Origin of the sequence: Siminovitchia fortis, assembly GCF_007681465.1 — a bacterium.
Classification (GTDB): domain Bacteria; phylum Bacillota; class Bacilli; order Bacillales; family Bacillaceae_C; genus Siminovitchia; species Siminovitchia fortis.
The window spans coordinates 25,492-39,083 of sequence record NZ_VEKZ01000005.1 but is presented as its reverse complement, the minus strand read 5'-3'; the positions used below and the strand labels follow the sequence as shown (position 1 = coordinate 39,083).

The 13,592-nt window shown below is 44.4% G+C and carries 9 protein-coding genes and 1 riboswitch; of the genes, 8 read left to right on the top strand and 1 reads right to left on the bottom strand.

The window, feature by feature from the left end:
- The first annotated feature begins 123 nt into the window (after positions 1-123).
- Entirely contained in the window at positions 124-1,491 is a 1,368-nt protein-coding gene (locus FS666_RS03045) for an FAD-binding oxidoreductase (protein ID WP_144460564.1), read from the top strand.
- Positions 1,492-1,546: 55 nt separating this feature from the next.
- Here the strand turns inward: FS666_RS03045 and gdhA are convergent, their stop codons facing one another.
- Positions 1,547-2,923, bottom strand: coding sequence for an NADP-specific glutamate dehydrogenase (gdhA, locus tag FS666_RS03040; RefSeq protein WP_390614760.1), 1,377 nt, complete (start codon positions 2,921-2,923; stop codon positions 1,547-1,549).
- Between the two features lie 169 nt (positions 2,924-3,092).
- Between gdhA and gltC the strand changes: the two genes are divergently transcribed.
- From gltC to FS666_RS03005, 7 genes are all read left to right on the top strand, one after another.
- A complete protein-coding gene (gene gltC / locus FS666_RS03035; protein WP_144460565.1) occupies positions 3,093-3,995 on the top strand; it encodes a glutamate biosynthesis transcriptional regulator GltC in 903 nt (300 codons plus the stop codon).
- A gap of 206 nt (positions 3,996-4,201) precedes the next feature.
- Positions 4,202-4,311: riboswitch (SAM riboswitch) on the top strand.
- A 366-nt stretch (positions 4,312-4,677) separates the two neighbouring features.
- On the top strand, positions 4,678-5,838 hold the full coding sequence (locus FS666_RS03030) for an aminotransferase class I/II-fold pyridoxal phosphate-dependent enzyme (RefSeq protein WP_120071738.1): 1,161 nt from the start codon (positions 4,678-4,680) through the stop codon (positions 5,836-5,838).
- Positions 5,822-7,675 carry a bifunctional homocysteine S-methyltransferase/methylenetetrahydrofolate reductase gene (locus tag FS666_RS03025; RefSeq protein WP_144460596.1) on the top strand — a complete coding sequence of 618 codons (1,854 nt, stop codon included), beginning with the start codon at positions 5,822-5,824 and terminating at the stop codon, positions 7,673-7,675. The genes FS666_RS03030 and FS666_RS03025 overlap by 17 nt, the downstream gene beginning before the upstream one ends.
- Positions 7,676-7,700: 25 nt before the next feature.
- Complete coding sequence (metE, locus tag FS666_RS03020) at positions 7,701-9,989, top strand: 5-methyltetrahydropteroyltriglutamate--homocysteine S-methyltransferase (protein WP_144460566.1); 2,289 nt, start codon at positions 7,701-7,703, stop codon at positions 9,987-9,989.
- 409 nt (positions 9,990-10,398) lie between these two features.
- Positions 10,399-12,165, top strand: coding sequence for an SLC13 family permease (locus FS666_RS03015; RefSeq protein ID WP_144460597.1), 1,767 nt, complete (start codon positions 10,399-10,401; stop codon positions 12,163-12,165).
- A gap of 11 nt (positions 12,166-12,176) precedes the next feature.
- On the top strand, positions 12,177-12,776 hold the full coding sequence (gene cysC / locus FS666_RS03010) for an adenylyl-sulfate kinase (RefSeq protein WP_144460567.1): 600 nt from the start codon (positions 12,177-12,179) through the stop codon (positions 12,774-12,776).
- 89 nt (positions 12,777-12,865) lie between these two features.
- Entirely contained in the window at positions 12,866-13,582 is a 717-nt protein-coding gene (locus tag FS666_RS03005) for a phosphoadenylyl-sulfate reductase (protein WP_390614738.1), read from the top strand.
- Positions 13,583-13,592 lie beyond the last annotated feature (10 nt).

Genomic DNA, 13,592 nt, shown 5'->3' with positions numbered 1-13,592 from the left:
CCCAAAGTGACCAGGGATTTTCCTTGGTCACTTTTTTGAATCGTTTTTCGCATTTTTTAAAAGGACGCCATCTGTTTGTGATATTATTTAAGCAAAGAACAAATTAGTGGGGGAAGAAATGACATGGACATATATCCAGATTTATGCAAGCTGATCGGGGCGGATCAAACATCCGTCAATGAAACGATCCTCAGAAACCATAGTAAAGATGAGTCCGATCATGCGGCGAGTGAGCCTGACGTCGTTGTATTTCCCGAATCAAGCGAAGACGTACAGAAAGTTTTACGATATGCAAATAAACATAAAATCCCTGTTGTTCCCTTTGGGGCGGGCTCAGGATTGGAAGGGCAGGCCATCCCGGTCAATAAAGGGATCTCCATTGACTTTGAAAGAATGAATAAGGTGATTGAAGTGAGGCCCGAGGACCTGGTTGTCATTGTGCAGCCCGGCATCACACGAATTCAACTGAATGAAGAGTTAAAGAAGTATGGGTTATTTTTTCCGGTAGATCCGGGGGCAGACGCTACTATCGGCGGAATGGCCTCAACGAATGCAAGCGGTACGATGACTGTCCGCTATGGGGGAATGCGTGACCAGGTCTTGAACTTGAAAGTTGTTTTGGCGGACGGCCGGATCATTGAAACAGGCAGCTTGGCGAAAAAGTCTTCATCGGGACTTCACCTGAATGGCTTATTTGTGGGATCAGAGGGAACTTTAGGCGTCTTTACGGAAATAGCCTTGAAATTGCACGGTATTCCGGAAGATATTGTTGCAGCGAGATGTTCATTCCCTTCGGTGAAAAGCTGTGTGGAAGCCGCAACCGCTATTTTGACAGCAGGCGTTCCAATGGCGCGCATGGAGCTTGTCGACGCGCGGAGCATCCGCCAGGCGAATGAATACTCCGACACGGATTATGAGGTAGCCCCGTCATTGTTTTTTGAATTCCATGGCAATAAAGGAGGAAACAAAGAAGACATCGAATTTGTCCGGGCCATAGTGGAAGAAGCAGGCTGCCTTGAATTTTTGTTTGAAACCGATTCACTTAAGCGGACGGCTCTATGGAAGGCCCGCCACGAATTGAATTACGCCTATAGACATGGAAATCCTCAATTGGCCTGCATGACGACAGACGTATGCGTACCTATTTCAAAGCTGGCGGAAAACGTTGAGTTTGCAAGCAATAAGCTGGATGAGTACGGATTCAAGGGAGGGGTTGTCGGGCATGTTGGGGACGGCAACTTCCATACGATGATCATGTATGATCCAAAAGTGGAAGGTGAGTTTGAAAAGGCCGTCGAGTTCAGCCATCAAATGGTTAAGCTTGCTCTGAAATCAGGAGGCACATGTACCGGCGAGCATGGTGTTGGCCTTGGAAAAATTGATTTTCAAAGGGAAGAACACGGGGAAGCAATGGAAATCATGCTGGCATTAAAGCGTACATTGGACCCCAACCAAATATTGAACCCGGGAAAAATTTTCCCGAAAGAATAGGAAAAAGCGGTTTGATCAGATCCGATCGAACCGCTTTTCAAAGTCTTTTTATTGATTAAATAACCCCTTGGACAATCATCGCATCAGCCACTTTTGTAAATCCGGCGATGTTCGCACCGGCAACAAGGTTGCCGCTCATGCCGTATTTATCAGCAGCTTCGACGCTGTTTCGATAAATATCAACCATGATTTTCTTAAGTTCTGCATCGACTTTTTCAAGTGACCATGCAATACGGGAGCTGTTTTGCGCCATTTCAAGGGCTGAAACTGCTACCCCGCCTGCATTGGATGCTTTTCCTGGTGCATAGAGGATGTCGTTTTTAAGGAAGACTTCAGCCGCATCATGAGTTGTCGGCATGTTTGCTCCTTCACCGACTGCCTTTACGCCGTTAGCTACAAGAGTTTTTGCAGCTTTTTTGTCAAGCTCATTTTGAGTAGCGCAAGGAAGTGCGATATCACAAGGAATAGTCCAGATGCCTTCGCTTCCCTCAATATATTTTGCATGAGGATGTTCGTTGACATACTCGGAAATTCTGGATCTCTCGACTTCCTTCAAGTGTTTCAGTGTATCAAGGCAAATGCCTTTTTCATCATAGATGTATCCGTTGGAGTCACTGCAGGCAACGACCTTAGCCCCATACTCCTGTGCTTTTTCAATCGCATAGATGGATACATTTCCGGATCCGGATACGATGACCGTTTGGCCTTCAAAGCTCATGCCCTTGTCTTTTAACATTTCATCGACAAAATAAACGAGTCCATATCCTGTTGCTTCAGTTCTGCCGAGGCTTCCGCCATAACCGATGCCTTTTCCGGTAAGAACCCCTGCATCGTAATGCCCGGCAATTCTTCTGTATTGACCGAAAAGATAACCGATTTCCCTAGCTCCTACCCCGATATCACCTGCAGGAACGTCAATGCCGGAGCCGATATATTTGCTTAATTCGGTCATGAAGCTTTGTGTAAATCTCATGATTTCCGCATCTGATTTTCCTTTTGGGTCAAAATCCGATCCGCCTTTGCCGCCGCCAATCGCCTGGTTCGTCAAAGCGTTCTTAAAAACTTGTTCAAATCCCAAGAACTTGATGATGCTCGCATTAACGGAAGGATGAAATCTGAGTCCGCCTTTGTAAGGTCCAAGAGTACCATTGAATTGAACGCGGAATCCGCGGTTAACTCTCACTTTCCCTTTATCGTCCACCCAAGGTACCCGGAAGGAAATCATGCGTTCCGGTTCTACGATTCTTTCTAATATTCCGTTTTCCATATACTTTGGATTTTTCACTAATACGGGAAGAAGAGAGTGGAAAATTTCTTGGACAGCCTGGAGGAATTCAGGTTCGTTCGCATTGCGTTCTTTTACTGTATCATACACACTTTTAATATATTTTTTGGCTGTTTGCAATTTATGAGCTTCCATTTCCATAATCATTGCCATTTATTATCACTCCCATTCACCTGTATTTGATTTTCAAAAAATTTCCACGTCCTGAAACTTGGTACAATTCATTCTATCCTTTACAATTAATCTATACAATATGGATTTGAGATAAATTTGATGCCTTTTTGATATCAATCGATGAAAAAGGGGGAATTCGCTGATGGAATTAAGACAAATCCAGTATTTTATCGAAGTGGCCCATAGAGAGCATATGACAGAAGCAGCAGAAGCCTTGCACGTTGCCCAGTCTGCTGTCAGCCGGCAAATCGTCAACCTGGAAGCGGAGTTGGGGGTCGACCTGTTTATTCGGGAAGGGCGGAACATCCGCCTGACTCACGTTGGAAAAATGTTTTTGGAAAAGATGGAGACCGCCATGGATTTGATTCATGAAGCAAAAAGAGAAATCGAGGAACAGCTGGACCCCGAACGCGGGACAGTCCGAATCGGATTTCCCAGCAGCCTGGCGGCATCGTTGCTTCCAACCGTCATCTCCGCTTTTCGAAAAGGCCATCCCTTTGTCAATATCCAGCTTCACCAAGACTCATACCGCCATTTGGTGGAACAGGTCGTAATAGGAGATATTGATTTGGCTTTGCTTGGGCCGGTCCCTAAAAATGATGCAAGGGTGACAAGTGAAATTTTATTTGTGGAAAACCTCGTAGCCCTGCTTTACGCAAAACATCCGCTTGCTTCAAGAAAGTCCCTGCAGTTGGATGAACTCCGAAATGATCCGTTCATTTTATCCCCTAAAGGATATATACTGCAAAATATCGTTGAAAATGCCTGCCGGCAATACGGTTTTGAGCCGCAAGTCTCTTTTGAAGGAAAAGACATTGATGCCATCAAAGGACTGGTCGCTGCAGGTCTTGGGGTCACTTTACTCCCGGAAATTACTCTTGTGGACAGCCTTCCACGTACAACAGTCAAGATCCCGCTTGCCGAACAGAATGTTACCCGGACGGTAGGAATGATCATTCCGAACAATCGGAAGCTGATGCCGACGGAGCTCCTTTTTCATAAATTCCTGAAAGACTTCTTCCGTACATTGAGCGGCTTTCAGTAGAGATTTGAATGAAATATTGAAACGTTTCTCTTTTAATTGTTGACAGGATTTTGATAAGTATGTATAATCCTATTTAACTTAACAGAGCAGGAATATGAGTATTGACCGGTCAACCGGAGATACAGCCTTTTTGTAAAAAGGATTGTATCTCCGGTTTTATTTTGCTTTGAAGAGTTGCTAAAACAAAATTGTATATACAGTTTTTTTTCTTATCCAGAGAGGTTGAGGGATTGGCCCTGTGACGCCTCAGCAACCACCGTGTCAAAACGGAAAGGTGCTAAATCCAACAAGTTGCTTGCGACTTGAAAGATGAGAAGAAACCTAGTGATTTTATTGGGTCTTCTTCTTGTGGGAAGGCCCTTTTTGTTTGTAGAGGATGTTCAAAAAGCACCAAATGATAAGCGTCGAATCTCTTCGTTGGCTTGTTTCTCCACTGCTCACGTATATAATGCATACGTTCCGCTGCTCGGCAGGCTCAAGCGGCGACATCCTGTCGCTTCGCCTGCACTAGGACGTCCTGTCCGTCGAAACTACGCCGCCTCGATATTCTTGCGACGCACACGACGTGCTAGTGTCGACGTTGCCACACGATGTGGCGCACTTAGTCGACCTTCTAATTTGGCACTTTTTGAACACGTACTTGTAAAAAGGCCTTCCAATCATGAAAGGAAGGAGAATGAAAATGTCGTCTGTACCATTAAAGAAAGAAACACTGCTTGCCCAAGTCGGGAATGACAGAGATGAACCGAATGGTGCGATTAGTACGCCAATCTATTTATCAGCGCCCTACCGGCATCATGAGATTGGATTGTTGAAGGGCTACGATTACATCCGCACAAGTAACCCGACGCGTGAGGTATTGGAAAACGCCATCGCCAAATTGGAAAAGGGCGATCGGGGTTTTGCCTGCAGTTCCGGAATGAGTGCGGTGCAATTGGCATTTTCCTTATTTAAATCAGGAGACCATATTGTCGCTTCAAGGGATTTGTACGGTGGGTCTTACCGGTTGTTTGAATGGCTTTCCCAGCAGTATCAATTGGAATTTTCGTATTGGGATCCGGAAGAAAATGAGGTGGAAGGGCTGATTCGGAAAAACACAAAAGGCCTGTTCATTGAAACGCCCACCAATCCATTGATGACTGAAACAGATTTGAAACTTGCTGCGGAGACGGCTAAAAAATACGGATTGTTGCTCATCGTGGATAATACGTTTTATACGCCTCTCCTTCAAAGGCCCATCGAATTGGGGGCCGATGTAGTCATACACAGCGCGACCAAATATTTGGGCGGACATAATGATCTGCTCGCCGGATTAGTAGTATCAGCTAACCCGGAGCAGAGCGACCGGCTGTTTGATTTCCATAATTCCTGCGGAGCAGTTTTGCCGCCATTTGATTGTTGGCTCTTAATCAGAGGTATGAAAACATTGGCTTTGCGCATGGAGCGGCATGAGAAGAATGCGAAGGAAATTTATTCATTTCTGTCCGGGCACCCACTGGTGGATCAGGTGTATTATCCGCGAAAAGGCGGCATGGTCAGCTTTGAAATCGCAAGGGAAGCATGGGTTGCGCCATTTCTGAAAGCTTTAAAGCTATTCACCTTTGCGGAGAGTCTGGGAGGGGTTGAAAGCTTAATCACATACCCGGCCACCCAAACTCATGCCGATGTACCAGAAGAAACAAGAACAAGCTATGGACTCAGCAATCGCCTTCTGCGCGTATCCGTAGGCATCGAGCATGCGGATGATCTGATTGAGGATTTGGCACAGGCCTTCAATCAATTGAAGGAGCCGGCACCGGGAATAAAAGGGCAGGGAGGTGCTGAAGCTGAGCCTGTTAGATAGTTTGAAAGGGCGGATCTTAATTGGCGACGGGGCCACAGGAACGCTGCTTTATTCATACGGAGTGGACCGCTGCTTTGAGGAGTTGAATCTGACACATCCCAATGAAGTTATATATACCCACAAAGAATATATCAAGGCCGGGGCGGATCTTATCCAAACAAACACCTACGGCGCCAATTATATCAAGCTTTCAAGATATGGATTGGAAGAACGGGTGAAAGAGATTAACAGCGCAGCTGTAAGAATCGCCAGGAAAGCAGCTGGCAAAGAAACCTATGTTGTCGGATCGATCGGCGGAATCCACGGGGCGAGGTTCCATAATGAATTGGAAGAAGAGATTAAGAGAAGCTTCAGGGAACAGCTTTATTGTCTGCTTCTTGAAGGCGTGGATGGCCTGCTGCTCGAGACCTATTATGACCTGGATGAATTGACCACCGTTTTGAAAATTGCCCGTGAAGTGACGGACCTGCCGATTATCACCAATGTTTCGATGCATGAACCCGGCGTTTTGGAAAATGGGGTGCTGCTGTCAGAAGCTTTTGCCCGCCTTGAGGATTTGGGAGCAGATGTCGTAGGCGTAAATTGCCGATTGGGCCCTTATCATGTGTTAAAGGCGCTGGAGACCACACCGATTCCTGAGAAAGCTTTTTTATCTGCGTATCCGAACTCCAGCCTTCCCGAATACCGGGATGGAAGATTGTTGTATAAATCGGAGCCGGATTATTTTAAAAAGTTCGCGCGTTTCTTCCGCAATGAGGGCGTACGGTTAATGGGCGGCTGCTGCGGAACCACGCCGGAACATATCAAAGCCCTGAAGGAAGGAATCAAGGGGCTGGAACCCATTACGGAAAAGAAGGTAAAAAGTGAGGCCAGGATTGAGATAAGCGAAACAAAACAGCATGACGAATGTACCATATTTGAAAAGGTGAAGACAAAGCGTTCAATCATTGTAGAACTGGATACACCGAAACATCTGGACACGAAGATTTTTTTTGAAGGGGCCAAAGCGTTGAAAGAAGCCGGGGTCGATGCTCTGACGATTGCCGATAATTCATTGGCTTCCTCAAGAATATGCAATAAGACGATGGCTTCGCTTGTCAAAAGGGAACTGGGGTTGCCTTCGCTCGTCCATATTACATGCAGGGACCGTAACCTAATCGGCTTGCAATCCCACTTAATGGGTCTTCACACATTGGGCATCCGGGATATTCTAGCCATTACCGGCGACCCGACAAAGATTGGCGATTTTCCTGGTGCTACATCTGTTTTTGATGTTACCTCCTTTGACTTGATCAAACTGATCAAGCAGTTTAATGAAGGAATTTCCTTCTCAGGAAAATCTCTTAAGCAAAAAGGGAATTTCCGTGTAGCGGCAGCTTTTAACCCTAATGTTCATAATATTGGGAAATCGGCAGAGCGCTTAGAGAAGAAAATTCAATATGGGGCGGATTATGTGCTGACGCAACCTGTCTTCAGCCGAGAGAAAATCATAGAGGTTTGGGAAGCGACTAAACATTTAGAAGTACCTATCTATATCGGGATAATGCCGCTTGTCTCCTCAAGGAATGCGGAGTTCTTGCATAACGAAGTACCCGGAATCAAGTTGACGCAGGAGACGCGAAGACGGATGAATGATGCGAAAAGTCCGGAGGAGGAAATTCAAGAAGGCTTGTCCATCGCAAGGGAATTAATCGATACAGCCATTCAATATTTTAATGGGATTTACTTAATAACGCCATTTATACGCTATGAGATAACGGTAGAGTTAACCAAATACATTCAACAAAAGACAAGGGAATTGGAAACAGCCGAAGGTGTGTCGTTTGCTTTATCTTAATGAATGAAAAATAGGAGGAAGAAACATGTCTAACGTATTGAGTTCAAATGTGGGATATCCGAGAATTGGCGGAAATCGTGAATGGAAAAAAGAGTTGGAAAAGTTTTGGGATGGAAAAATCACGGAAGAGGAGCTGCTGAATAACACAAAAGCCATTCGTTTGGAAGGTTTGAAAAAACAAAAAGAAAAAGGGATTGATTTGATTCCGGTCGGAGACTTTTCACTGTATGACCATGTCCTGGATACGTCCGTTTTATTTGATGTCATTCCAAAAAGGTTCCAGGAGAACGCTGACAGCAGGACACCGTTGGAAACTTATTTTGCCATCGCCAGGGGGACAAAAGATGCAGTAGCCTCGGAAATGACCAAATGGTTCAACACAAACTACCATTATATTGTTCCGGAATTCAACGAATCCAAGCCAACGTTGAAAGAAAACCGCCCGCTTATCTTTTATAAGGAAGCGAAGGAGGAGTTGGGGATTGAAGGAAAGCCTGTTATTCTAGGGCCTATTACCTTTATCAAGCTTGGAAAAGGGTATGAAGAGAAGGAGTTTCCTGAATTAGTCAGTGAATTCCAGCCTTTATATATTCAGTTATTGCAGGAATTGAAGGAAGCCGGGGTTAAGTGGGTACAGTTGGATGAGCCTATTTTTTCAACCTCGTTGTCAGAAACAGGGCTTCAGCAAGCGAAACAGGTATACGAAGCTATTGCTAAGGAAGTTCCGGGAATCAATGTCATTATTCAAACGTATTTCGAAACGGTTGATGCGTATGAGGAGATCGTCAATTTGCCGGCAGCGGCGATCGGGCTGGATTTTGTCCATGGGAACTCCCTCGAGTTGCTTCAGAAGCATGGATTCCCTAAAGATAAATATTTGGCAGCAGGGGTCATCGATGGAAGAAATGTATGGCGCCATGATTTGAATGAGAAACTGGGCTTATTGGAAAGCATCAGCCGATTTGTTGATAAGAAAAGTATCATTGTCCAGCCATCCTGCTCCTTGCTGCATGTGCCCGTGACAAAAGAAGTCGAAACGGCACTGGATCCGGTTATCAAGGATGCACTTTCTTTCGCAGATGAAAAATTAGCTGAAACAGCTGTACTTAAAAGAGGGTTGGAATCCGAAAAAGAAAGCATCAAGAAGGAAATTGAAGAAAGTATCACGGCTATCAGAACACTAAATGACTCCAAATACCGAAAGCCAATCAAAGGAACGGCGAAGATAAACGAACTGAAAGCCGACCGTGGATTGCCGTTCAACGAGCGGATTGTTTCACAAAAAGAAAAGCTTCAACTCCCTCTATTGCCTACAACAACAATCGGAAGCTTGCCGCAGACAGCTGAAGTAAGGAAACAGCGGTTGAAATGGAGAAAAGGGGAAATCACGGATCAGGAGTATGAGCAATATATCAAAAGCGAGATTGAAAAATGGATCACCATTCAGGAAGAAATTGGGCTCGATGTGTTAGTCCATGGAGAGTTCGAACGGACGGACATGGTTGAATATTTTGGGGAGAAGCTGAACGGATTCTTGGTCACAAAATTCGGATGGGTCCAATCGTATGGATCCAGATGCGTAAAGCCGCCAATCATTTTCGGAGATGTGTCATTTGATCAGCCGATGACAGTCAAAGAAAGTGTGTACGCCCAATCGCTGACGAACAAAAGGGTAAAAGGGATGCTGACAGGGCCGGTCACCATTTTAAATTGGTCCTTTGCCAGGGATGACATTTCCCGTTTCGATGTGTTGGATCAAATTGCCGCGACGCTTCGCAGCGAAATCGAAGAGCTTGAAAAAAATGGAATCAGCATTATCCAGGTCGATGAGCCCGCATTAAGGGAAGGCCTTCCGCTTAAAGAAGATAAATGGAAAGAATACCTGGATCGAGCTGTGCATGCCTTCAGACTGGCAACAGCATCGGTGGAAAACAGTACGCAAATCCACACGCATATGTGCTATTCGGATTTTGAAGATATTTTTGAAGCCATCCACGCATTGGATGCCGATGTGATTTCGATTGAAACGTCAAGAAGCCATGGAGAACTGATTTCAGCATTTGAGGAAAATACGTACGACAAAGAAATCGGTCTTGGCGTGTATGATATTCACAGCCCAAGGGTTCCAAGTACAGAAGAAATTAAGGATAACGTAACCAGGGCGCTCAAGACGATCCCGGCCAACCAGTTCTGGATCAATCCGGATTGCGGGTTGAAAACAAGAAAAGAGGAAGAGACCATTGCGGCTCTGAAAAACATGGTGGAAGCAGCGAAAGAAGTAAGGGAAGCCCAATTGGCTGCTCAAACGAAATAATAAAAAGAAACGGCTTTGGCCCTGCCACCAGGGCTGAGGCTGTTTCTCTCCATTATTCTCAGACAAAAGCGCTTCACTGCTGTCTTTTTTGAATAAAACCAACAAAACCAATTGGTTTAAAAATAAATTCAGAAAAATGGTTGACTTTCCAATTTTTATCATGTAATATAGACCAAAATCTTATAAATGATTCTTATCCGAAAGAGTTTAAGAGAATGGCCCGATGAATCCTCTGCAACAAGCAATAGGGGAAGCTGTAATGATGAGAAGAGAGCTTAACAATTAAATAACCATGCTGATTAGATAACTAAAGGCATCTTTCCGATCGCAATTGTTTTTTTGCGGTCTGAGAGGTGTTTTTTTGTTTACTGTTTGGCCCTTTCAGGAGGTGACGTTTATCAATTGGGAAATGATCATTGTATTGCTGCTGATCGTGATGATGCTGATCGCCCTGCTCTTGGAACTTGCAAGGCCGGAATTGATTATTTTCCTGGTATTGGTGACTCTATTGCTCTTGGGAATTATTACACCAGAACAAGCGCTAAGCGGGTTTTCCAATGAAGGCATGATCACGATCGCACTGTTGTTTATAGTGGCCGGTGCTGTACAAAAGAGCGGGCTGATTGACGATGTTATGGAAAGGTGGCTTGAGAAAAGCAAGACCGAGCAGGAGTCGAAATTGCGTTTCTTTATACCGATCGCCGGGTTGTCAGCTTTTCTCAATAACACGCCTATTGTCGTAACTTTTACGCCTATTATAAAGAGTTGGTGTGAAAAGCGCGGGATAGCACCTTCCAAGTTTTTAATCCCTTTATCATATGTAACCATTTTGGGCGGAACAATCACACTGATGGGAACCTCAACGAATATAGTCGTACATGGGATGCTGTTGGAATACGGTTTTGAGGGCTTTTCACTGTTTACTATAACCGTTGTGGGAATACCAGTAACGATTGCCGGTATGCTGTACCTTTTCACAATCGGAAATAAGCTGCTGCCGGATCATAAAGGTTTCAGCCAGCGAGTAAAAGAGGATGCCAAAGAATATATTGCCGAGTTGCGTGTGAAGGAAACCTTCCCATATGTAAACCAAAGTGTAAAAAAATCCGGGTTAGGCAATCTGAATGGTTTGTATTTAATTGAAATTATCAGAAGGAATGAACGGGTTTCCCCTGTTCGGAATTCGACCATTATCCAAGCCGGGGACCGATTGGTTTTTACGGGACAAATATCAACGATGGCTGAATTGCAAAGCACTGTGGGGCTGACGCTGGAAACCGGCACAAATCTGGAGCTTGATGATCTTAAGAATGGATCTATATATTTAGTAGAGGCTGTAGTGTCCCATCATTCTTCTTTATTATCAAAATCCGTCAAGCAGACACAGTTTCGGTCCCGTTATGATGCAGGTGTCATTGCAGTTCATAGGAAAAATGAAAAAATACAGAGCAAGGTTGGCGACATTATTTTAAAACCCGGTGACGCCCTTTTATTATTGGCCGGGGAAGATTTTATTAAAAAGTATAAGCCGTCCAACGACTTCTATGTTGTTTCCCGTTTGGAACCACCGAAATTATTGACTAAAAACAAATTCCAAGGTTTATGTTCCATAGGTATCCTGCTTGCGATGATCATCTTAGTATCCTTCGGCTTATTGTCAATGTTGAAAGCTATGGCATTGGCAGTGATCATATTGCTCGTATCAAGAATGATATCCGCAGAAGAAATCATGAGCAATGTACAATTCCATGTTCTTCTGATCATTGCGTGTTCTCTTGGGATCGGCACTGCCATGACAAAGACGGGGCTTGCTGAGTGGACAGCAAAAGGCTTAATGGCCATTTCCGCCCCGATTGGAGTGGTTGCGGTATTAACCATTATGTACCTGCTGACAAGTGTTTTTACCGAATTTTTAACGAATTCTGCTGCGGCGGCAATCATGCTGCCCATCGGCCTGGAACTCTCAAGTTCCCTGCAGCTGGATCCGACCGGTTTCGCGGTACTGGTTGCAATTGCTGCATCTGCAAGCTTTATTACCCCGATCGGCTACCAGACAAACTTGATTGTCTATGGGCCGGGCGGATACAGATTTATAGATTATATAAAAATTGGAACACCCTTGAGTTTCATTGTGATGGTTACTTCAGTAACAGTTATTTATTTTGTATGGTTTTAGGAGGCTGTGAGATGACAAAAGCTACTAATCTTATATGGCATGAATCTGAAGTTTCAAAATCGGACCGGCAGGAATTAAAGCGGCATAAAAGTGCGATTCTTTGGTTTACGGGATTATCGGGCTCGGGAAAGTCAACCATATCGTCTGCCCTGGAAAAAGAATTATATATCCATGGAATTCACACATACAGATTGGATGGAGACAATATACGGCAGGGCTTAAACAAGGACTTGGGATTCAGTCCGGAAGATCGGACGGAGAATATCCGGAGAATCGGTGAAGTGTCAAAATTGATGGTGGATGCCGGGTTGTTTGCATTAACTGCTTTTATTTCCCCATATCAGGGCGACCGCACGCTTGTCCGGGAACTCGTGGAACCGGATGAATTTATAGAAATTTACGTGAAAGCCAGTGTGGAAACCTGTGAAGAACGTGACCCGAAAGGATTATACAAAAAAGCGCGGGCGGGTGAAATTAAAGGTTTTACAGGGATAGATGCACCATATGAAGAACCGATCAATCCAGAGATAACAATAGACACAAACGTGTTGAGCGTAGAAGAATCAGTTGAAGCAATAGTAGATTATCTAAAGGAAAACCACTACCTATAATGTCAAAGGAAAATTGGATTAGTGTATCATAAAAACCAAGTTAATTCATAGGGATAATTATATTGGAGATGAGCGGAGGTGTAATACAATTGAAAATTACTTATGAATCCTGGTCAGACCCCAGTACCGATTTTATTGTTGATGATGAATATAAAGGTGCACTGAATGTATTGGACTGGGCTTTTGAAATGTATGATGAGGAACTTGTATATGCCTGCAGCTTTGGTATAGAGGGTATAGTCCTGATCGATTTAATATCCAAAGTTAAACCGAACGCAAAGGTTGTGTTTCTAGATACTGGGCTGCATTTCCAAGAAACATATGACTTGATTGCTTCGGTGGAAAAAAAATATCCGTTATTAAAAATTGAAATGAAAAAGCCGGAAATCTCATTGGAAGAACAAGCGGAAAAATATGGTGAAAAACTATGGGAGACTAAGCCCGACCAATGCTGCCAGATTAGAAAGGTATTGCCGCTGCAAGAAACATTATCACAGGCAACCGCATGGATTTCTGGCTTGAGGCGGGAGCAGTCGCCGACAAGACAAAGCACTAACTTCATTAATAAAGATGAAAATTTCCGCTCCGTAAAAGTCTGCCCCCTTATTCATTGGACTTGGAACGATATATGGAATTATGTTGAGAAAAATCAGCTGCAGTACAACCCGCTTCATGACCAAGGTTATCCAAGCATTGGATGCCAACCTTGCACATTGCCGGGGGATATGTTGACAGGTTCCAGGGCCGGGCGCTGGGCGGATAAAGAAAAAACAGAGTGTGGATTGCATCAGGCCAAAAATCAATAACTAAGGAGGA